Raw genomic sequence first — 22,487 nt, 5'->3', positions numbered from 1 at the left:
AGCCGTTAAGTTAAGTGCTGATACGAATCGCTAAATAAAACAGCATCAAACAACAAGCAATAGACAGCACCCAAAGTATGGAGCGAAACGTTGCCAAATTGGTGATATAAGCTACGCAATAACCAACCCGAATCAGCACATATAACCAAGCCAATGTGTTGATAATCAATTGCGGTACAAAGAACAGCATCGCCACCAAGACGGCAGCCAAAAATACTGGCAATGTCTCATAACTGTTTTGCTGTGCCGCATTTGCACGGGCAGCCACACCTGTTGTCTGTTGCAAAAAATCACGCGGATGCGCGTTATCAGCCAAATGAAAACCACCAAACACCTTGGCTGATATGGCCATTAGTAATGGCAGTAAGCTTGCTACCACCATCGCCCAAATGGCGGATGCGGCTGTATCAGAGACCATTCCAAAGAGTGCATTCATTAGCGTCTTTGCCCCTACCCTGCAACAATTTCAAAATCATGGGTAATATTTACGCCACCTTGCGCGAGCATACGACTGGCTGAGCAGTACTTTTCTGCTGACAGATTTACCGCTTTTTCCACTTGCTTGTCTTTGATATCTTTACCAATCACGATAAAGTGCAGATGAATATCCGTATACACCGCTGGTACGGTCTCAGCGCGCTGTGCCGTCAGCTCGCAGCGCACATCCTGCACTTCTTGGCGAGATTTTTGTAAGATCGATACCACATCGTAACTGGCACAACCACCAAGCCCTAACAAAATCAGCTCCATTGGGCTGGCACCCTTTTCTTTACCGCCATCCATTTGTACATTGTGCCCTGATGGTGACACGCCCATGAATGCTTTATTGTCTTGCCATGCAACACTTGCTTTTAATTCTGACATTTTGAGTAATCCTTATAGTAGTTGATAAATTATCTGTTTTTTATTTTTAAAAACGATCTAGCTTGTTAAAACGTGCCTTAATGTTGATTTTCATAATCACATGTAATAAATATGAGCCAATTGAAAAAATTCTCACAGGCAATATCAATCAACTGAATTATTTTCTGATCATTTCTTAGCCATTTAGCTATTAATATTCTCCTAGCTATAATGGTTCTAATAGAAATCTGTCCTAGTGTAGCATAAGCCAATATGAGGTTTTATAGCACCCTTGTCTCAGATTGTCCTCAAAATCAGCGCAATGCAAGTGGCGTATCTCTCCTTTTATTGCTCATTTCTTATAAATGCTATTTGCCAAAGGTCGTCACCATTTTTTTGTTCTAACAGCAACCTGTCCTTAACGTAAAACTTTCTGAAAAAGTTTACAAAAGTCCATTTATAACTATCTGATTTTAAACAGTAAAACTCGTGAAACATTTTATAGCAAAATACTGTTACACATTTTGCTTGTTTCTTGGTTTAATGATGGTAATGAATCCTATTCTAACTGGATGTCGATAATAATCACCCTATAATAATTATGATTGCTGTCACGATGTCTTGTCTGAATAGGCTATGTCTTAAACAAATTAGAAAGGGTTAGTCATGATAGATGCAGACGGCTTTCGCGCCAATGTCGGCATCATCTTGGCAAATACACAAGGGCAAGTACTGTGGGCAAAACGCATTGGTCACAACGCTTGGCAGTTTCCGCAAGGTGGTATCGACCGCGGGGAGACGCCGATGGATGCGATGTATCGAGAGCTCTGGGAAGAGGTCGGCTTACATCCGCGTCATGTAGACTTATTGGCAGTGACGCAAGACTGGTTGCGTTATCGGCTGCCAAAACGTTACGTACGGCATGGACAGCACCCTTTATGTATTGGGCAAAAACAGAAATGGTTTTTGCTGCGCTTAGATGAGCCAAATACACAACATATCCGCTTTGATGAAGGAAAGCCAGAATTTGACCATTGGCAATGGGTCAGTTACTGGTATCCACTCGGACAAGTGATTCACTTTAAACGTGGGGTATATCGTCGTGCTTTGCAAGAGTTGGTGCGCGAGTTGCCCCTAAAACAAGAGCTGATTATTCCTGAGCAAGACAACCATTTATTGGTAGAATAAGCCGCTTGATAAAAACGTAGTAATAGATGTCCACGATTATCGCTAGAAATTTTAGCGATAATCGTGGACATTTTTTATGAGCGCAGTTCATGAAGCGTAAATGCACTCTCGGCTGATTATCTGTGCAGCAACCTTGGTAGTTGCCTCACTGTTTTTGGTCAGTGTCATAATACTTTGCGTGCGTGTGCCATAGGTTGGTACGTCTTTTGCTCCATTACCAAAAGCGACCGGTTTAATATAAACAGACGACAAAACATGCTCAACTTCAACAGCCACACCCGTATGCGGCAACTGCTCTTTTGGTGCTTGCACAGTATCGGATAATACGTCAAACGCAGCCTGTTGCCAGTATTCAGGTGAGTTGTTCTCAGCGATTAGAGGTAACACTTCTTGCCGTAGCCTGCCTCGTAATCGCTCGGTTTTGAACCAACTGTCTTCTGGCTGACCGTTAGATATCACATGCAATCCTGCATACAACGGTGTGGGCGCATGACCGCGATTATTGACAATAACCGCTTGCGTTGCATCACCAATAATCAGGTTGAAACCAGCATAATCTTGTAGTCTGATATTTCGCGCAAAATCCATCGGACTTATATCAGTGGTTAAAAACTCGGTCACAAGCTCGCCACGTGAGCGCTCATCACGACCAGCTTGCACCCCATCGCGAAAATTTAAGATTGCCGCCCAGCGTCCATTTTGTTGATACACGCCCTTATGCCCTGCTTGATGAATCCCTAACCACGTACCACCGCTTTGGCTGTCACGTCCAGCATAGATGGGTTGATCAGGCCACTGATGCAACTCTTGTGTTGGACGCTCTAAAAACTCATCACGATTAGAGAGTAATACCACAGGCAGCTTATCAAATAATTGCCAAGCAATGGCGACGATACACATAGTATTCCTTTTATAATATTGTGTCGTGCGAGCACTTTTTAACAAAGATAAAAGACATTGTTTATAGCGTATTGGCTAACAAAACATCAATCATGGGTTGCCATCCAATAGTTTATTGGCAGGGTAGCTGATTTGAGACGTCGATCGTATCACTTGTGACTGCTTACTTGGTAAGTCAAACTCCCATGCTACCATCCCTTGATTGTCATTCCAATTCTGCTTAGTGACGGGCGGTGTATGAGTGACCGACACTTTTAGATTGTCATCGCGACTGATGGGCTCACTACCTAATACTTGCAAGCGCACAGATCGGTTATGCTGGTTGGCAAATTGATAAGCTTTGGTTGTGGTTAAGGTTTGTGTACGGCTTAGCACGCCTCTCTCACTCTGCTTATCTTCATTTATTATCTCTTTCACCATGATATTTGGATCACGGCCAAAGCCAAGCCCCTGCTCTTTTAGCATCTGATAATTGTAATGTGACTGTCCAACATAGTTATCGTCACGGTACAGCTGCAAGGAACCATCTACCCAATCTGACGTTAAGAATGGTGCAGACGCATACCAATAGGCAGCGGTTTCAACACTAGGTGTGCTCCGAACCCACAGCTTGCTACGGCCAGATTGCTCTCCAATGACCGTACGCACTCGCCTACCACCACTGGGAATAGTCACTAATTGTGGCAACCGATACTCAATAATACCATTTTTGTTTTGGCTGCTAACAGCAAAGCTTGGTAGCGATGATCCCGCAATAGCATTACCATACTCTTCTCTTCCAGAGACCACCACGACAGGCATGCTCTCTGCCATAGGGGGTACATTGACCACATTGTTGTTTTTATTTTCTTCATATAGCGATAAGCGCGGCACATAAGGCAGCTGTCCTGTCGCCCTTTGGTTGGGATTGGCCGTACTAAGTGTCACAGGTACGTTGGACCAGTTCTCGCCAGTTTGTTGGGCGATGATTGCAGAGGCGGTGATACTCAACTGATCGCTATTGGTGTTTAGACGCGCTTGATAGGTCGGCTCCCAACCTGCGCCTTGTACCTGATAATGCAATTTAAGCGTACTTGGCGAGCGACTGGCGGTACGCACACTCACCTGTATCACACTATTAGAAATGGACGTTGAGTTGCCTGCGATCAGCTGACTCAGTGCGTCTTGGGCACTTACCCGACGCTGCTCGATCTCCAAAATCTTTTGGTTAAGACTGGCAGCTTGAGTCTCTATATCGCGTGCATTGTTGGCAATCGTTCCATCCATATTGACTTGCGTGACTATGGTCAGATTTTGTAAGTATGCTTTTGCTAAGCGCGCCGCTTCTAATTCAGCATTGATACTGGCTAGGGTGTTTTGCTGAGCCTTAGCATTACCCTGATATTGACACTCGGCTGCTTGCTCCCCTGCAAACTCTTCAATACTGATTTCACCAATATTGACGTTGTCCATTGACTGTACGCTCAGACTTTCTTTATCAAGATAAGGCGATAAGCACGAAAATACAACGGTTTGCTCACCATTCCCTGTGAGCGGTAATGCCCGTGTGACGCTTGCCATGCCTTGGTAAACGGTCACTTGCTCGATACTACTTATTGCCGCCTGTGCGCTAGACAATCCCAATATGGTACTCCCGCCAAATACAAGCGGTAAGACAAAGCATTTATTCATTAGATTAAGCGGTGATAATGCGCCTATATCATGAGTTGATACAGACCAGAGGGTTGGGCGTGCTTTCATATATCTTTCCCTAGAATTGAAATATTAGAAGTGAGATTTCTCATAATGTCAGCGCACATCTCATATGAGATAAACGCACAACAAAATATTAAATGTATGACTGTATTAAACGCATGATTACCACTTTTTTACGATAGCGATAATAAATATCTTTATAAAGTCACGCTCTATCATATGACTAATCTAAAAACTATAGTTTACTCTTATCCATTATCAATACCACCTCTATTTGCCCAAAAAATCTTCCGACCACACCCTTTATCATTGATACCTGCTGCATTTTATTCATTATCTCTTGTACCAACCAGCTTAGTGAGAGACTGTACGGCAGATGTTTTGACTCACCCTCGCTGATTGTCGGTATAGCAATAATGTATGCCCGACGCATGAAATTTGCTATTATAGTCAGCACTTTATTACCAATATTATGATGCCCTTATGATGATTCATCCTCAGTACGATCCGGTAGCCTTGGCACTTGGACCAGTCGAAGTCCATTGGTATGGCCTCATGTATCTGCTGGCATTTGCCGCAGCTTACGGTTTGGCTTGGTATCGCAGCACCAAACGCGACAATTGGACGGCTGATATGGTCTCTGACTTGGTCTTTTATGGCGCCCTTGGCGTTATTTTAGGTGGCCGCGTCGGTTATGTCTTATTTTATCAATTTGGTGAATTGCTACAAAACCCTGCCTATCTTTTCAAAGTTTGGGAAGGTGGCATGTCTTTCCATGGCGGTATGATTGGTGTCTTGCTTGGCATGTTGTACTTTGCCCGCAAATACAAAAAAACACCGTTTCAAGTGCTCGATTTTATCGTGCCTTGCGTACCGACAGGTTTGTTGTTTGGCCGTATCGGCAATTATATCAATGGTGAATTATGGGGCCGTGTGTCGGATGGCGGTTATAACTGGCTGACCTATTTCCCGCAAGCCGCTCCGTTTGATGTGCAGCAACTACAAGCCAACCCTCAGCTACAAGAATTGATGGCTGAAGTAAACGGACAATACCTATTGCCGCGCCATCCATCGCAGTTGTACGAAGCGCTTGCTGAAGGTTTATTGTTATTCCTTTTTCTTTGGTGGTATTCATCAAAACCGCGTCCACGTATGGCCGTCACCGCTGTATTTTTATTGGGTTATGGTATCAGTCGCTTTATCATTGAGTTCTTCCGCCAGCCAGATGCTGATCAAGGTTTTGTGTTGCTTGGATGGCTCACCAAAGGTCAAATGTTAAGTGCACCAATGGTCATTATTGGCTTTATTTTACTGATTTATGCTTACAAGCGCGGTATTTATGACTGGGGTAAGCAAGCCGCTTATTAAGCGTTATTTTTAGCGAGTATCAAATTAATCATATGCTTTGAGAGCATAGAAGAGCCGTTTTATGAACAGTAGTAACCTTGATAATAAACCTTTGAATAATAAAAATGAGCAGGCGTATCTGAATTTGCTACATCAGGTACTAACCGAAGGAACAGAAAAAGGTGACCGCACAGGTACTGGTACACTCAGTCACTTTGGCGCGCAATTGCGCTTTGACTTAGCGTCAGGGTTTCCTTTATTAACCACAAAAAAAGTCCATTTTAAATCTATTGTTTATGAGCTACTGTGGTTTTTGAGTGGCAGCACTCATGTTGATTATCTGCAAAAAAATGGCGTTCGTATTTGGAATGAATGGGCGACAGCAGAACAGACGGCCCGCTTCAATCGTCCTGAAGGCGATTTGGGTCCTGTGTATGGTCATCAATGGCGTAATTATGGTGCAAGCCAGCTGGATGACGGCAGCTACCACAACGATGGCGTCGATCAAATCACACAAGTTGTCGAGCAAATAAAAAGCAATCCCAATTCACGCCGCTTAATCGTATCGGGTTGGAACCCAGGAGAGGCCGAACAAGTCGCCTTGCCGCCTTGCCATACCCTGTTTCAATTCTTTGTCGCTGATAATAAGCTATCGTGTCAGCTATATCAGCGCTCAGCAGATTTATTTTTAGGTGTGCCATTTAATATTGCCAGTTACGCGCTATTGACCCACATGGTCGCACAGGTTTGCGGATTGGACGTTGGTGAATTTATCTGGACAGGCGGTGATTGCCACATTTATCAAAACCATCGCGAACAAGTCGAGTTGCAATTGACCCGCTCACTTTATGAGCTGCCAACCTTAACGCTCAACCCTGATGTTGATGATATTTTTGCTTTCAACTATGAAGATATTAGCGTTAATGGTTATGAGTCACACCCTGCCATCAAAGCAAAAGTCGCTGTATAAATGGTGGTTTTTACCATATTTTAAAAAGAACAATAAGGATGAATTATGAGTTATGCCCACACTGAAGTTGCCCAAATCGCTGCAATTAGTAGCAATCGCTGTATCGGTAAGAACAACGAGTTGCCGTGGCATATCTCAGCAGATTTGCAGCATTTTAAACAGATGACCACCACACAAAATGATGGTGACATACAAGGTATTGTCATTATGGGTCGCAAGACATTTGAGTCGATGGGCAGCAAGCCGTTACCAAAACGCGTAAGCTTTATCATCAGCACTCAAATGGATTATGCTGAGCAAAAAGGTTTGGTCGGCAAAAATAACGCCCATGTGGTGCATAATTTAGACGATGCCCTGACGCAAGCAGCCAGCCTTGCTCATGGCGCTCACCTTGAGACAATTTGGGTCATTGGCGGCGAGCGCGTGTTCAATGATGCGCTGATGTATACCGATCGTATTGAGCTAACCCACGTCGATACTGACATTACGGATGGTGAGGCATTTTATCCTGAGTTACCAGAACGCTTCAAAGTAGTAGTAGAATCTGAGCTGATGCATGACGAAAAGAGTGATTTGAGCTTTAAATTTACCACTTATAGAGTAGATACTGCTAAATAGTAGATTTTGGAATATCAAAAAATGGGGCTGCCTTTGATGAATAAAATTATCAGAGGCAGACCCTTCTTTGTTTAATAGTTATTTAATAACTGTCGAATAGCTCTACAGTTTTAATCCTACCAAGTTACTCATGCAATACTTTATAGACCGTTTTTGCCAATACAGGCCCAATCCCTTGTACACCTGCCAGCTCTTGCTGAGAGGCACCAAGTAATTGCTGCATACCACCAAAGTGATTGAGCAAGTCACGGCGACGCTTTTCACCAAGACCTGGTATAACCTCCAGCACCGATGAGGAACGACGCTTGTCACGCTTCTTACGATGCGCGGTAATCGCAAAACGATGCGCCTCATCACGAATATGCATCAGTAAATGCAGCGCCTTGCTATCCATGGGCAAATCTAATGGCTCATGATCGATAAAGTGTAAGACTTCAAGACCTGCTTTGCGCCCCTCGCCTTTTGCCACACTGACGAGCAACGTATCTCCCAAGATACCCAATTCTGTCAGCACTTCTTTTGCGATGCCAAGCTGACCTTTACCCCCATCAATGAGCAATAAATCAGGCAACGGCTGCTTTTTATAGCGACGCGTCAATACTTGCTTCATCGCAGCATAGTCATCACCACCTTGAATGTCATGAATGGCGTACTGACGATAATCTCGCCTGCGCGAGCCGCCTTGATCGAAGACCACGCAGCTACCAATCGTTGCTTCACCCATCGTATGAGAAATATCAAAACACTCAATCCGATCAATGGTACGCTCTGTGACATTGGTCAACACATCTTTTAGCGCACCAAAACGCGCATGCAGCTCCAAATAATCACCCAGTTTGGTTTTTAGGGCGTTATTGGTATTTAATTTGGCCAAATCTAACCATTCTGACCGATGCTCACGCACGCTAGTCTTTATAACCACCTTACTGCCAAAATGTGTCGCCAGTGCTTCCCCAACCGCGTTTTGGTCGGGCAACTCATGACTTAAGATAATCTCTGCTGGCAAGTCATCGGTCACCTGAAAATAAAATGAGGTGATAAAGGCCGATAAGTTATCCGCCAGTGACTCGCTACTATCGACATCAGGGAAGTAATTTTTACCGCCCAATACACGCCCGCCGCGTACGGTCAATACATTGACGCAAGTCATGCCTGCCTGGCTGGCAATAGCAATCACATCCGCCTCACCTTCTACTGTATAAACCGCCTGCCGAGCCTGTACTTCTCGCAGCATTGACAGCTGATCACGGTAGAAAACGGCCTTTTCAAAATCCAATGCGTCAGCAGCGCCTTCCATTTTCTCAATCAAAGTACTATGAATATCACCAGAATCGCCCTTCAAAAAGCGAATGGTGTTATTGACGTCTTCGCTATATTCCTCGGGTGAGACCAAACCCACGCAAGGCGCACGACAACGCTTAATCTGATACTCAAGACAAGGGCGCTTACGCTGCTTAAAAAAAGTATTGGTACACTGGCGCATTTGAAACATTTTTTGCATCAATACCAGCGTTTCTTTGGCCGCATGGGCTGAGGGGAATGGGCCAAAAAATCGACCTTTTTGGTGATTGCCTTTGCCGCGACCATAGGCCAACCTTGGATACGGCTTGTCGGCTGAGATAAATACGTAAAGATAAGATTTATCATCACGCAGTAGCACATTGTAAGGAGGACGATGCTCTTTGATTAGGTTTTGCTCAAGCAACAACGCTTCCGTTTCACTACGAGTAATGATGGTTTCAATATTATGAATACGCGCCACCAGCGCCCGAGTTTTTGGATGATCAATCGTCTTAGCAAAATAGCTGTTCACACGGCTTTTTAATGATTTGGCTTTACCAACGTATAAAATATCGCCATTTTTACCCAGCATCTTATATACTCCAGGTAGGTTCGGTAGACGTTGAATCAAATGCTTAAGGCGGGCTTTTTTATCGTCGACGGGACTCGGTGCTGAGACATTGACCATAGAATTTTTTGCTCTCAAAAATGTGAGTAATACCAATATTTATGGGGCAGCGTAACGGGTTTTGCAAGCCAACGTACGATTTTGCAAACGCCATAAAAAAACCAGCACAAAGCTGGCTTTCGGATAAGAAACCAGCTATCTAATGGCGAAAATTTGGCAGTAACGCTGGAATACCCGGCAACATGCCGACGATTGCCATGACTCCAGTTAAAATCACAAAAGTCACGACAGGGATAATCCAGCGGCTCATTTTTGATAAGCTGGCACTGCGCTCTTTTGAACCAATAAGACCTAGGTTATCCAATACTAAAGTAATCGACCAACCAAAAGCAGGATTGACTAAGGCGGATGCAAATACCACAATGGCAGCAGACTGCGTTGTTTTGCCTTCACGTGTCATCTCCATCCCTGCCTCAAGCAGCGGGATAAAGACCCCAACGATCAACGCCACACACATGACTGGTTCCCAAATGGCCAGATCCATCGGATAGCCCCAGATACCAGCAATGAGACAAAACAGTCCTGTCAGAATTGCTCCTGCGGGAATGGGGCGCTTGGCAATCGCTGCAGGCACAATATAAGTCCCCCACGATGACGCAAAATTTGCGCCACCAAGTATTGAGCCTGCAACTTGACGAATAGAAGCGCTGGTCATCGTATCATCGATATCCATGAGCACACGTTCAGTACGTTTTGGATAGCTGATTTTTTGGAATACCTGATGACCTAAAAAGTCTGGTGACCACATGGCTACTGCTAATACCGCAAATGGCAAGACCACAATAAAACTCTCAACCGTGGGCAGCCCCAACATCCAACCTGTATTTTCACCCCACCAATACATTGGGTTCATGTTTGGCAGACCAGGCGCTGTTTCAAATGCAAATGGTGCGCCCATGGCAAACGCAACGCCGCCTCCTAACAAACAGCTAAGAGGAACCGCAAGCCAGCGCTTTTGAAAATTCTCTAGTACCGCATAAAGAACAATCGTCAGAAGAATCACCACAAAAGCAATGTGTGCCATGCCAATGCCTTCTGCCCAAGCAAATAAATTTTTGACTTGAGAGGTGGTTCCGATAAAACCCAGATAAAGTAGCAAACCGCCACACACGCCTTTACTGGTCAAATTTGCCAGCAAGCTGCCGCCTTTACTGATTGCCAGCAACAAACCAAAAGCGCCAATGAGCAAACCAAATGCCATGGGGTGACCGCCGGCAGCGACGACAATAGGAATGAGTGGAATAAGCGGCCCATGAGTACCAGCAAGATTGGCAGTCGGTAGCAAAAACCCTGAAAACAAAATCACAAAAAATGAAACAATCAATAGCTCATAGCGTACATTTTCTAAAACGAAAGCATCGCTCAAACCTAGGGGCCCTGCAAACGTTGCCGCAATGGCACCGACCATGACTACTTTTCCAATGGTTGCGGCCATCGCTGGAATGGTATCTTCATACTCAAAACGATAATCGCGAAACGGCAGATTAGGTCGCCAGCGTTTTGGCTGCATGATCTGTAGTTCATGATTTAAGTAAGCGTTACGATCTTCAAAACTTGAACTGGGCTTATACAAATCTGCATAGCTTGTCTGCAAATCATTACTAGATGGGCGCGGGTGCTGCGGATTGGCTCCTGAAGTGGGAAGCTGTGTATCACTCATCACATTTCCTAATATCGGCTGAGGTTGCGGTTGACTAAGCATGTAGAGACGTAAATGTTCATCCAATCTCTATAGCTCGCCAAGAATTGCAGACTATTGTATGTGAATGAACCCCAAAATACGAACTTATAACCATTTAGAGATATTATGTTCATTATAGTAAGCCGTCACTCAACCTTTATGGCCAGCTTTTTAAAGACTACCTCCGTATTTTGAAAGTAACATTAGAATATAAGATACTGATACGTTACTATGAAAGTAATTGGGTGGAACGTTTTTGCGGCTTACTATCATTGTTATGGTAGTGTGGTCCTAACCCATTTTAAGACTAGCGACCTGCATAATTTTTAATTATGATAAGGGCTTTTATTATCCATTGATCTTGAAGACCTGATACACGTCTCTCAACTGGTAACTACAAAAGCTTCAGAAGCAAGATAGTAGGATTAATTTATGAGTTTACTACCCATCAACTTTGAGACACTAAAACGCAAAGCTAAAAAGAACATCATGCCGTTGCTGACGCCTCATTTGCTCAAGCTACGTATCAACACGTATGCACCCTATGTTGGCGCAGGTATCAAAATTGATCACATCGACCTTGACCAAGGGCTTTGCGTAGTGAGTATGGGATTAAATAGCCTGAATAAAAACATCGTTGGCACGCAGTTTGGTGGTAGCTTATACTCAATGGTTGATCCATTTTATATGCTGATACTCATGCACCAATTGGGTAACAGTTATGTAGTCTGGGATAAAAGCTCACACATTGAATTTATCGCACCAGGTAATAGCAAAGTTACCACACGGATGAAGATACCTAGCTCTGAGATTATGACTATCCAAGAGCTGGCAAAAGATGGCGATGCTGTGTTTCGTGAATACCAAGCTGATATCGTCGATGATCAACAAAAAGTGATCGCCACAGTCACTAAGACAATATATATTCGATTACGTAAGTACAGTAAGTCTAAAGACCAAAGTAGTCGGATAGAGAACTTTGATAACTAGCTTGAAGGGTATAAAAAATACAGATCAATACTGAGCGCTTAATTTAAAATTATCTTTGCACATACAAAAACCCCAATCTCGCATTCGCATAGATTGGGGTATTGTCTTTTTTGGTATGGCCCGCTTATTTATAAATAAACCTATGAATAAGGGCTTGTATCTACTTTTACTTTATCTTCAATCAATCGCAAATTTTACGATCAACCGAAAACAGTAAGCTGCTGCTTAAATACCAGGTGCAGTGTCAACTGCTTTAGGTACGCCAGCGTCAGTTTTTTTCTGAGCTGAACGAGCAGGAAGCTTTTCGCGGATACGTGCTGATTTACCAGAACGCTCACGTAAGTAGTACAGTTTCGCACGGCGAACAGCACCACGGCGTTTCACTTCAATGCTGTCAATGATTGGTGAATGCAATTGGAATGCACGCTCAACACCAACGCCGCTTGAGATTTTACGTACAGTGAACGCTGAGTTTACACCGCGGTTACGCTTAGCGATTACAATGCCTTCAAAAGCCTGTAGACGCTCACGCTCACCTTCACGTACTTTTACTTGAACCACAACGGTATCGCCGGGTGCAAAGCTTGGGCGCTCAAGCAATTGAGCGTTTTCGATGACCTGAACCAATGGATGCTTGTTGCTCATGAGAGTTATCTCCTCACATTAGATAATAGAGGCTTAACGCATATCACCTGTTTGTAATAATTAATCGTATCTCTTTATAGTGAGACACAACGTAAATGGGTTATAACCAACGGCCATTATGTGATGACCCGTTTTATTATTGCTCAAAACTCTGTTTCTTAACTGTTTATCAAACCTAAAGACGATAAAATCAAAGGTTAATACCCTACTTTTTATCTGCTTTTGCTAGCGCTTTTAGCCACTTCGCTTGCTCTACCGTTGGGGTAAACGCTTGCCACAAATCTGGACGACGCGCTTGCGTACGACTAACTTGTTGACTAAAGCGCCACTTGGCGATATTGGCATGGTGACCTGACAGTAATACTTCAGGAACCGCCACACCTGCAAACTCATGAGGCTTAGTATAATGTGGGCAGTCAAGCAGTCCATCAACAAAGGAGTCTTGCTCAGCTGACTTATCATCACCCATAGTATCAGGCAAACGACGTATCACACTATCCATCAGTACCATCGCTGGCAATTCACCACCTGTCAGCACATAATCGCCGATCGATACTTCCATATCGACATAGTGTGACAGCAAACGCTCATCAATACCTTCGTAACGACCGCATAATAAAATCATACCGTCATACTTAGCCATACTGACCACGCTGCTTTCATTAAGCGTTTGTCCTTGTGGCGACATATAAATCACCGGACAATGCTCACTATCGACACGGCAACCGTGCTGACCGGCTCGAAGGCGCGCATCCTCAATAGCTTTCGACAATGGCTCAGCCATCATCACCATTCCAGGACCGCCACCATACGGACGTTCGTCAATGCGACGATAGTTATCCTCGGTATAATCACGTGGATTAATACAATCAATCGTAACTTGTCCCTGAGTCACTGCTCGACCCGTAATACCAAACTCACGAATCGTAGCGAACATCTCAGGAAAAATACTAATGACGGCACAATACATCTGATATCTACTTGAATAACGGCTAAAAAATCGGGGTTGCTATTAAAAACGCTTGGCTATGAAACCAAAAGTTGTATTAATAGTCACTTGGCCATGCCACAAGTACTGTTTTTTCAGTCATATTGACTTCTATTACAGTTTGCTTATGCCATGGAATTAGGCGCTCTTCGTCATCCAAACTGTCTGAATTGGCTGCCACGCGCATAATGTCATGGGCACCCGTTTCAAACATTTCGGTGATGTTACCTAAATACTCATCCTGCTCGTTCATCACGCGCAGACTGACCAAATCCGACCAATAATATTCGTCCTCTGCTGTCTCCGGCAAAACGTCTTGCTCAACCCAAACGGTCACACCGTTCATGGTCTCAGCGACATTACGGTCAGGAACTTGCTCAAATTGAGCCACAATTCCTGTCCCTTGCTCACGCCAAGCTTTAACAGTCAAAGGCTTCATGCCTGTGGCAGTCTTCATCCACCACGGCTGCATGTCGAATATTGCTGTTCGATCATCCGTATCGCTAAACACCCAAAGCCAGCCTTTGATACCATAAGGCTTCTTAAGCTGACCAATTTTCATAAGGGCACTAGCATTTGGAACAGATGACATAACAGCTAACCTAACGATGATTTAAACAGCAATTGTAAAGACAATTGAGTCAAAAGCGATAAACAGTTAATGGCGTACCCTGGTTAGACCAGTTACGCTATGTGTTCTAAAGTCTATCAAGTCATGCCATTGGCACCTTGATAACAGTCACGAAAACTTAAGCAGTTGCTTCAGTTTGAGCTGCAGACTTGTTGTAAGCTTTTGCTAATGAAGCAACGCGATCTGAAGGTTGTGCACCTTTTGCGATCCACGCATTGTACGCTTCCATGTTCAAACGTACTGCTTCTTCAGACTCTTTAGCGAGTGGGTTAAAAAAGCCGATGTTTTCAATATAGCGACCGTCACGCGCGCGGCGTTGATCAGCAACAACTACTTGATAAAATGGGCGTTTCTTGGCACCGCCCCGTGCTAAACGAATAACAACCATGTGAATTCTCTCTTTCGCAGGTATACCAAAAAGGGCATAATTATATCACAGTCTTGATTTATTGAAAACATAAACTGCGCTTATTTAATTATTTATTAACAATAGCTTAAATGCGTATCGATGTACAATACAATTGCTCGCCATCCTTGATAATTGCCCTGTAATTTTTATACTCATCTACCTCTGACTTAGGCCAAAGTCATCAAATACTATAACGTATATTAATATCAGGCTTGGTAGAGTGACTATATTTTAAAGCCATGAGTGTCACTCAGGGACTGTGCTACTCTATGACAATATGTCACTGCCATACTCTAATAGCGTTGCACTGATATAATAGTGAAAGAAGTCAGCCTTGCGATATAAGCTGGGCATCGGCTTCGTACTGGATTTAAAAAACGCCTCTTCACATCTTGGACTCATATGACCACACACAACCCACCACCCCGCCGCAGAAGTTGGCTCGCACGCTCTTATTCCAACACTTGGCTGACAACCTTGATGGTGTCTTTCATTGTTCTCATCAGTGTAAGCTTGTCGATCTTGTTTTTTTGGCGCAGTCTGTATTTGCCCGAACTCAAAAACCATGCCCGCTATCTCACCAGCGAGTTACGGCTTATGATTAGCGTCAACGAAGACTGGAAAGATCAGCCTGAAGTACGTCGATGGGTGTATGAGCACTCACATGTGGTAGTGGTAAACAATCCCAATGACTTTCCAAAGGTGTCTGATAAAGCCTTTGTAGGCGTATTTACTGACGTATTACAGCGTGAAATCAGTGCACAGCTAGGCCGACCTGTTGAGGTATATTTTAAATTCAAGCCAACACCGCAACTATGGGTACAAGACAGTCGAGATGATAGCTTTTGGATTCGCGAACCGGTGGTTTACTACTCACAATATAGTCCAGGATTACTGGTACTATTTCTCATTGGCTTGCCTATTTTATCGCTACTGACCATTATCCTATTGGCACGACAATTGAACCGACCACTGCGATACTTACAACGTGCAGCGACTAACTATATTCGTCTGGGTCATGCGACCACACTGCCAACGCAAAAAGGCCCTACTGAGATACGTCAAGTGAATATGGCTTTCAACCGTCTATTCACAACGTTAAATCAAGCCCAAAAAGAGCGCACGATTATGCTCGCTGGTATCTCGCATGATCTGCGTACACCCTTAACTCGTATGCGGTTGACCGCTGAGATGCTACCAGATGACTTTTTTCGTGAAGGGCTAATTTACGATATTGAGGATATGGATGCCATTTTGGAGCAATTCATCTCATTTATGAAAGATGGCTCCGATGAACCCGTTAGCCTAACCAATCTAGACACCATCTTTAATGAGATCATGGTGCAGTTTGCGCCGATGGCTTTTGTTTATCAGTCAGAGTGTCACAAAGTGGTGCCTATACGTCCTTTATCTATCAAACGACTGATTATCAATTTGGTTAATAATGCCAAACGTTATGGCGAGCCACCCATTTATCTATCGGCGACTGTCGTGCCAACATTTATAGAAACCGTTGCAGAAGACGATGATGATGTTGTCAGTGAAAATGTCGTCAATAAAGAAGCACAAGAGCAGCTATTGATATGTGTGCGTGACTGCGGTGATGGCGTGGCAGAAGATCAGCTAGAGCGAATCATGCAACCGTTTGAGCGCGGAGAGACCGCCCGTACCACACAAGGCAGTGGTCTAGGTCTTGCCATTGTAGATCGTATTGCAAGGTTGCATCACGGCACCGTAGAGGCTATTAATCACCCTGATGGCGGTTTGCAAGTCTGTGTGCGTATTCCCCTACTGTCTAAAGTAGCAGGCGATACGAGCGTACCTGCAGATACAGAAAAAAACATCAGCTCTGATGACAATGAGATGAATCAAAAAACTGAAAGTAAGTAATTAATTAAGTAAAAAAGGGACGAGAGTCTGTATCAAACGCTTTGTGATGACCATATTGCCGGACAGCGTCTAATCTTTAGTCCCTATCATTGGCGGAATATATTTGGCACTATTGGTAAACGCTAAAGGTTGGGTAATGTCCGCTTGCGCCGCCTTTAAGGTTTGCGTTGTAGATGGCTGCTGCAAGAACAGGTAATAGCCCAATGTTATCGCATTTAAAAGTACCAAACTGCCGAATAAATATGGCATCCTTTGCCCTCCTCTATTTTCAAGCTACTTCTAGAATCACTATTAATAATGAGCAGATCAATAAGATGTCTGTCTATAGGTTAATCAAAGAGTTCTATAATCTGATTAACCTATGTGTGTATTTTCAACCAAAATAAACCAATCACCTAATATGGCAACATTATTTGGTGTCAAAATCACGCTCGCTTTTTTCTTGCGTCAATTCATCCGCAGCAAGGATTTGTGTGAGCGGTTTGATCGGCCATGTCATGACAAATCGGGCGCCGCCAAGCTCTTCACTCTCATCGACCTTCATACCACCATTAAACCAAAAAGCAATGCGCGACACAATCGATAGGCCCAAGCCATAGCCACCAGAGGCGCGTGTGCGACTGTCATCCAAACGTGAGAAGGGAATGAATACTTTTTCACGGTCTGCTTCAGGGATACCATGACCATCATCTTCGACTGTCACAAAGGCATTGCCCTTTTTGACCCCAGCACTAATAATAATTGTCGTTTCTGCATAACGCAGAGCATTACCAGCAAGGTTTTGAATCACACGGTGTAAGTAACGACGATCTGCAATTGCTGTTACTTTAGCACTTGGCAATTTAGTCACGATTTTGATCGGCTTACCTAAAGCATTGGTCTCACGTTCGACTTGCTCTAACAGCTCTCTGAGATTAACAGGCTCCAAATCCAACTTCGGTGAGCCTTCTTCTAGCTTAGCATAAGTCAAAATCTCATCAATCAAACCATTTAGTGCTTCAATATCTTCATCGATATAATCACGCTGCATGAATCGAGAATCTTCATCGTCAGTATCTGCCAACATGTCTACAGCAAAACGAATACGAGCAACGGGTGTACGTAACTCATGCGAGACGGCCCGCGTAAGCTCTCGCTGTGACTCAATCAAACGTTTGATATGCGAGGTCATCGCGTTGAAGGTTGCCGATAAACGAGCAATTTCATCTTGTCCTATGACCTGAACTTGAATATCAAGATTGCCTTTACTGACTTCATTAACACCGACTTGAATCAACTGTAATTTGCGCTCAAGTGGGAAAATCAGTGCATAGACCCCCAAGCTTATCAAGAACATACTGATAAGAATCATACTGATGATCAGATTGAGAGGGAACCAATTGAATAACGGAACAGGCCCAATCAGAATGGCCATATCGTTGATTTCAGAAGGCACCACGATTTTAATGGCCGAGTTACTTTTACTACTATTGGTATCTTGTAATGAGATAACCACTTCATCACGTCGCAAGCGCGCCATCTGATCTGTATCTAGATCCAATGTATTCGCTGCTCTTAGTTGCAGCGGAAAAGTAAATTTTTCTTCTAATTGCGCCAAACGTGCTCGTTTATCGGCCAGTGTCATGTGATATGACAAATCATCTAATAAGAAAACTGCGATTGCTCGTACTTGCTGCTCAGTCACTTGCGATATTCTTGCCGTCAACACACTCTTTTTATTTGGAAGGCGATAATAGACATCAGCATAGACAGGCTGACTGACATAACGAACGACCGTACTCCCACTTTCAAAGCGTCTCAGTTCACTGCCGTTAAAATCTACTTCATCGATAGGAATAATACTGAATTTTGAGCCAAATAAACTGCTGGCATCTGATAACCAGTATTCGCGTTGCTGTTCACTGTCCTGATGGGCAATGCCCTCACTCACCAAATGAAATGCGCCTTTTGCCATACTCTCACGGTATGACTGCACACGTTCTTTATTGATTGTATCCATCAACAGCTGAGCAAACAATGCTACGCACAGACAGACTATGAGTAGTCCAGCATAAATACGAACAAAAATACTATGTTTTAAAGAAGAAACTAATGACATACGTGCCGTGACCAACTTAATGAATAAAAACTGCTCACATCATTTATAAATGAATATTGCATTGTAAGTGATGTGAAGCACTGTTGAATAAAGACCATTTTGGCTGCTATATTTTACCTGATATGTGCCTATTTACTAAAACGGCATTTCAATCCTATCTATTTAGTCAGCACTCATCAATAATCGCTTAATTAAACCACATAACGCTGCATTTAAGTTTAAAAATTAAAATTTAGTCAAAAAAAAACCAGCATATAGGCTGGTTTTTTCTGTACTGTAAACCTCAAAAGGCGACTAGACAAGCAAAATAGACTTAGTTGCCTTCTTTCACAAACAAATAACCCTTACTACGTACTGTTTTGATGCGTTTTGGGTTTTCTGGATCGTCACCAATTTTTGGACGAATACGAGAAATACGTACATCAATTGAACGATCTTGACCGTCATACTCAATACCGCGTAGACGCTCAAAAATATCTTCACGTGATAGAATGCGACCAGCGTTCGAAGCAAGCAACCACAATAGATCATATTCAGCACTGGTGAAATCAACCAACTCATCGCCTAGGTTGACAGAGCGTCCACCATTATCGATAACCAGTTCACCAAACTCTAAGCGCTGTGGCACATCTTCTGATGGTGCATTTTCTGAACGACGTAGCAAAGCACGAATACGAGCAAGCAATACGCGAGGTTGAGCAGGTTTTGCGACATAATCATCAGCACCCATCTCAAGACCCAATACCTGATCCATATCCTCAGTACGCGCAGTCAACATCAAAATAGGATTCTGATAATGCGGGCGAACTTCACGGCACACCGTTAGGCCATCGCTACCAGGAAGCATGACATCAAGTACGACCAAATCTGGTTGCTCATTGACGATGCGGCGAATCGCACGGTTACCATCAGTTTCAATAGCTACTTCTAAACCGTTTTTGACCAAGTAATCTTGCGTCAACATGGCCAGACGCTCATCATCCTCAACAATTAAGATTCGGGGGGTGTTGTCTTCTTCAGTCGTTGTCATTGTTATATCCTCTAATACATCTAATTTAAAAGCAGTAAAAGTAAGAGCGGTAAAATTAATAGCACCATAAATTGGTACAATCGATGTTCGTATAGCTGTTACAAGCTTGGTAGCACAGTATACTATTAAACCTACAGCTTCCTATACTATAGCTTATAGTCGTTAACAAAACCTATAAACTACACTCATTAAAACTTTAGTCTACGTCCGAATATTACGCACGCTAAGTGAATGACAGTGAGCAAAGTAGTTTCATAAACCTTTTACTCTTTAAATATCTAGAAGCAATCAAGCTTAGTAGCTTTTACAGTAACATCGCGTTCGATTCCCACTCAATACTTATTATCTATCACATCTAATATAACGACATATTATCATTGTCGCCAGTAACATTTTTAATAATTTCTTAATATTATTTCATATGCTTATGGTACATACACCTGCTACAAAAAATGCTTTCAATAATATCTATCCTATAGATCCTACCCGATTCATATCTTAGTTTGATACATGCTAAGATAGCTAAAAAGTCGAACAATAGGTATAAAAAAACAGCCCATAATGGACTGTTTTTTATTATCGTCTAAAGTCAGATTCAACCTTAAAAACAATAATCTTAAGCACGGTTCTTATATTTACGGATGGTCTGTAGCTGTGCCACTGACTCTGCTAATGAAGCTAAGGCTGCATTGGTTTGTACCGTATCAGATTGGTTGACCAGCATCTGTTCAGCTTTCTGGCGTGCTGCAACGATCTTACTTTCGTCAAGATTGTGTGCGCGCGTAGCCGTATCAGCCAACACTGTTACCATCTTTGGTTGCACTTCTAGCACACCACCTGAGACGTAAATTACTTCTTCTTCACCGTCTGCTGTTTGCACTCGCATTGCACCCGGTTTTAGCAAAGTAATAAGCGGTGTGTGACCTGGCAATACACCAATCTCGCCTTCGGTGCCAGTCGCTATTAACATGCTAATTTCGCCTGAATACAGCTCTTCGCGAGCACTTACGACGCGACATTGTAACGTTGCCATACTTAACTCCTTACAATCAAAACTGCGATGCGTTATACCTACCAGCAAATAGGCTATAAAAAACCTATTTGCTCTTTAGCAAATGCTAACACAACTTACGCTGCAGTAGATTTCATTTTCTCGGCTTTAGCAACCACTTCGTCAATGCCACCAGCCATGTAGAATGCTTGCTCTGGTAGATCATCATATTCACCTGCAATGATTGCTTTAAAGCTAGCAATGGTATCGCGTAATGGTACGTATTTACCAGGTGCGCCAGTAAAGACTTCGGCTACGTGGAATGGTTGTGACAAGAAGCGCTGAATCTTACGAGCACGATAAACAACCAATTTATCTTCTTCTGATAACTCATCCATACCCAAAATGGCGATAATGTCTTTTAGCTCTTTATAGCGCTGCAAGACTACCTGTACGCCGCGAGCAACATTATAATGCTCTTCGCCAATGACTTGTGGGTCTAGCTGACGAGACGTTGAATCAAGTGGATCAACCGCAGGATAGATACCTTGTGAAGCAATATCACGGCTTAGTACAACTGTTGCATCCAAGTGAGCAAACGTTGTTGCTGGTGATGGATCGGTCAAATCATCTGCAGGTACATATACTGCTTGAACTGAAGTGATTGAGCCTGACTGCGTTGAGGTAATACGCTCTTGCAATAAACCCATCTCTTCAGCTAGTGTTGGCTGGTAACCAACCGCTGATGGCATACGGCCAAGCAGTGCTGATACTTCCGTACCTGCTAGGGTATAACGGTAGATGTTATCAACAAACAATAGTACGTCACGACCTTTGCCAGTAGCAGGATCTTTCGTATCACGGAAGTATTCAGCCATGGTCAAACCAGACAGAGCAACACGTAAACGGTTACCTGGTGGCTCATTCATCTGGCCATATACCATTGCTACTTTAGATTTACTAAAGTCTTCGGTATTAACAACGCCAGCTTCTTGCATTTCGTGATAGAAATCGTTACCTTCACGAGTACGCTCACCGACACCCGCAAACACTGACAAACCTTCGTGTTTAAGTGCGATATTATTGATCAATTCCATCATGTTGACGGTTTTACCAACACCAGCACCACCAAACAGACCAACTTTACCACCTTTAGCAAACGGGCAAAGCAGATCAATAACTTTAATACCTGTTTCTAGCAATTCAGTACTATTTGACTGTTCTGCATAGCTTGGTGCGTTACGATGGATAGACCATTTATCGTCAGCAACAACAGGACCTTCTTCATCGATAGGACGACCAAGAACATCCATGATACGACCTAGCGTACCAGTACCAACAGGCACAGAAATAGGCGCACCAGTATTGGTAACAGGTAAGTTACGCTTTAGACCTTCAGTTGAGCCCATCGCAATAGTACGTACGATGCCGTCACCCAGCTGTTGCTGTACTTCTAGTGTGGTTTCAGTGCCATCAACTTGCAAGGCATCAAAAATTTGAGGAACTTCGTTACGGTTGAACTCAACGTCAAGAACCGCGCCAATAATCTGTACAATACGACCGCTACTCATTGCGTTCTCCTTGAACTTCTATATATAGGTGTA

At 43.4% G+C, this 22,487-nt stretch carries 21 protein-coding genes; 6 read left to right on the top strand and 15 right to left on the bottom strand.

The window, feature by feature from the left end; all coding sequences use genetic code 11:
• Positions 1 to 10: 10 nt before the first annotated feature.
• Positions 11 to 436 (bottom strand): MAPEG family protein, encoded by a 426-nt coding sequence (locus CZ794_RS07070; RefSeq protein WP_087040932.1) that lies wholly within the window; start codon positions 434 to 436, stop codon positions 11 to 13.
• Positions 437 to 450: 14 nt separating this feature from the next.
• Positions 451 to 864 carry an OsmC family protein gene (locus CZ794_RS07065; RefSeq protein ID WP_087040931.1) on the bottom strand — a complete coding sequence of 138 codons (414 nt, stop codon included), beginning with the start codon at positions 862 to 864 and terminating at the stop codon, positions 451 to 453.
• A 645-nt stretch (positions 865 to 1,509) separates the two neighbouring features.
• On the opposite strand from CZ794_RS07065, the gene CZ794_RS07060 reads away from it, so the two are divergent.
• Positions 1,510 to 2,031 (top strand): RNA pyrophosphohydrolase, encoded by a 522-nt coding sequence (locus CZ794_RS07060; protein ID WP_062845620.1) that lies wholly within the window; start codon positions 1,510 to 1,512, stop codon positions 2,029 to 2,031.
• A gap of 87 nt (positions 2,032 to 2,118) precedes the next feature.
• Here CZ794_RS07060 and CZ794_RS07055 read toward each other — a convergent pair whose 3' ends face one another.
• Positions 2,119 to 2,931 (bottom strand): NRDE family protein, encoded by an 813-nt coding sequence (locus CZ794_RS07055; RefSeq protein ID WP_087040930.1) that lies wholly within the window; start codon positions 2,929 to 2,931, stop codon positions 2,119 to 2,121.
• Between the two features lie 90 nt (positions 2,932 to 3,021).
• Entirely contained in the window at positions 3,022 to 4,671 is a 1,650-nt protein-coding gene (locus CZ794_RS07050; RefSeq protein ID WP_087040929.1) for a DUF4139 domain-containing protein, read from the bottom strand.
• Between the two features lie 438 nt (positions 4,672 to 5,109).
• On the opposite strand from CZ794_RS07050, the gene lgt reads away from it, so the two are divergent.
• The 3 genes from lgt (at position 5,110) to CZ794_RS07030 (ending at position 7,561) form a co-directional block, all read left to right on the top strand.
• Positions 5,110 to 5,994: a prolipoprotein diacylglyceryl transferase gene (lgt, locus tag CZ794_RS07040; RefSeq protein WP_087040927.1), complete on the top strand. Its 885-nt coding sequence runs from the start codon at positions 5,110 to 5,112 to the stop codon at positions 5,992 to 5,994.
• Positions 5,995 to 6,055: 61 nt separating this feature from the next.
• Positions 6,056 to 6,943 carry a thymidylate synthase gene (locus CZ794_RS07035; RefSeq protein WP_087040926.1) on the top strand — a complete coding sequence of 296 codons (888 nt, stop codon included), beginning with the start codon at positions 6,056 to 6,058 and terminating at the stop codon, positions 6,941 to 6,943.
• Between the two features lie 45 nt (positions 6,944 to 6,988).
• On the top strand, positions 6,989 to 7,561 hold the full coding sequence (locus CZ794_RS07030) for a dihydrofolate reductase (protein ID WP_087040925.1): 573 nt from the start codon (positions 6,989 to 6,991) through the stop codon (positions 7,559 to 7,561).
• Positions 7,562 to 7,685: 124 nt separating this feature from the next.
• On the opposite strand, the gene uvrC is transcribed toward CZ794_RS07030, so the two are convergent.
• Both uvrC and CZ794_RS07020 read right to left on the bottom strand, forming a co-directional pair.
• Entirely contained in the window at positions 7,686 to 9,530 is a 1,845-nt protein-coding gene (gene uvrC / locus CZ794_RS07025; protein ID WP_087040924.1) for an excinuclease ABC subunit UvrC, read from the bottom strand.
• 139 nt (positions 9,531 to 9,669) lie between these two features.
• Positions 9,670 to 11,190: a DUF3360 family protein gene (locus CZ794_RS07020; protein WP_087040923.1), complete on the bottom strand. Its 1,521-nt coding sequence runs from the start codon at positions 11,188 to 11,190 to the stop codon at positions 9,670 to 9,672.
• 453 nt (positions 11,191 to 11,643) lie between these two features.
• Here CZ794_RS07020 and CZ794_RS07015 point away from each other — a divergent pair, with 453 nt between their 5' ends.
• Positions 11,644 to 12,201 carry a DUF4442 domain-containing protein gene (locus tag CZ794_RS07015; protein ID WP_087040922.1) on the top strand — a complete coding sequence of 186 codons (558 nt, stop codon included), beginning with the start codon at positions 11,644 to 11,646 and terminating at the stop codon, positions 12,199 to 12,201.
• 225 nt (positions 12,202 to 12,426) lie between these two features.
• Here the strand turns inward: CZ794_RS07015 and rplS are convergent, their stop codons facing one another.
• From rplS to rpsP, 4 genes are all read right to left on the bottom strand, one after another.
• Positions 12,427 to 12,846, bottom strand: coding sequence for a 50S ribosomal protein L19 (rplS, locus tag CZ794_RS07010; protein WP_087040921.1), 420 nt, complete (start codon positions 12,844 to 12,846; stop codon positions 12,427 to 12,429).
• 205 nt (positions 12,847 to 13,051) lie between these two features.
• On the bottom strand, positions 13,052 to 13,816 hold the full coding sequence (trmD, locus tag CZ794_RS07005) for a tRNA (guanosine(37)-N1)-methyltransferase TrmD (RefSeq protein WP_087040920.1): 765 nt from the start codon (positions 13,814 to 13,816) through the stop codon (positions 13,052 to 13,054).
• A gap of 76 nt (positions 13,817 to 13,892) precedes the next feature.
• A complete protein-coding gene (gene rimM / locus CZ794_RS07000) occupies positions 13,893 to 14,426 on the bottom strand; it encodes a ribosome maturation factor RimM (protein ID WP_087040919.1) in 534 nt (177 codons plus the stop codon).
• Between the two features lie 157 nt (positions 14,427 to 14,583).
• On the bottom strand, positions 14,584 to 14,853 hold the full coding sequence (gene rpsP / locus CZ794_RS06995) for a 30S ribosomal protein S16 (RefSeq protein WP_021812802.1): 270 nt from the start codon (positions 14,851 to 14,853) through the stop codon (positions 14,584 to 14,586).
• Between the two features lie 423 nt (positions 14,854 to 15,276).
• Between rpsP and CZ794_RS06990 the strand changes: the two genes are divergently transcribed.
• Complete coding sequence (locus CZ794_RS06990; RefSeq protein WP_087040918.1) at positions 15,277 to 16,764, top strand: ATP-binding protein; 1,488 nt, start codon at positions 15,277 to 15,279, stop codon at positions 16,762 to 16,764.
• 69 nt (positions 16,765 to 16,833) lie between these two features.
• Here the strand turns inward: CZ794_RS06990 and CZ794_RS06985 are convergent, their stop codons facing one another.
• The 5 genes from CZ794_RS06985 to atpD form a co-directional block, all read right to left on the bottom strand.
• Complete coding sequence (locus CZ794_RS06985) at positions 16,834 to 17,013, bottom strand: hypothetical protein (RefSeq protein WP_087040917.1); 180 nt, start codon at positions 17,011 to 17,013, stop codon at positions 16,834 to 16,836.
• 160 nt (positions 17,014 to 17,173) lie between these two features.
• On the bottom strand, positions 17,174 to 18,862 hold the full coding sequence (locus CZ794_RS06980; RefSeq protein WP_087040916.1) for an ATP-binding protein: 1,689 nt from the start codon (positions 18,860 to 18,862) through the stop codon (positions 17,174 to 17,176).
• 313 nt (positions 18,863 to 19,175) lie between these two features.
• Complete coding sequence (locus CZ794_RS06975) at positions 19,176 to 19,892, bottom strand: response regulator (RefSeq protein WP_010197939.1); 717 nt, start codon at positions 19,890 to 19,892, stop codon at positions 19,176 to 19,178.
• A 616-nt stretch (positions 19,893 to 20,508) separates the two neighbouring features.
• Positions 20,509 to 20,925: a F0F1 ATP synthase subunit epsilon gene (locus CZ794_RS06970; protein ID WP_087040915.1), complete on the bottom strand. Its 417-nt coding sequence runs from the start codon at positions 20,923 to 20,925 to the stop codon at positions 20,509 to 20,511.
• 95 nt (positions 20,926 to 21,020) lie between these two features.
• Entirely contained in the window at positions 21,021 to 22,454 is a 1,434-nt protein-coding gene (atpD, locus tag CZ794_RS06965; RefSeq protein ID WP_087040914.1) for a F0F1 ATP synthase subunit beta, read from the bottom strand.
• Positions 22,455 to 22,487 lie beyond the last annotated feature (33 nt).

It is taken from the genome of Psychrobacter sp. JB385, from assembly GCF_900163785.1.
In the GTDB taxonomy this organism is placed as follows: Bacteria; Pseudomonadota; Gammaproteobacteria; order Pseudomonadales; family Moraxellaceae; genus Psychrobacter.
Note: the sequence above shows the minus strand (reverse complement) of the source record. Positions and strands in the feature narration are given on the sequence as shown.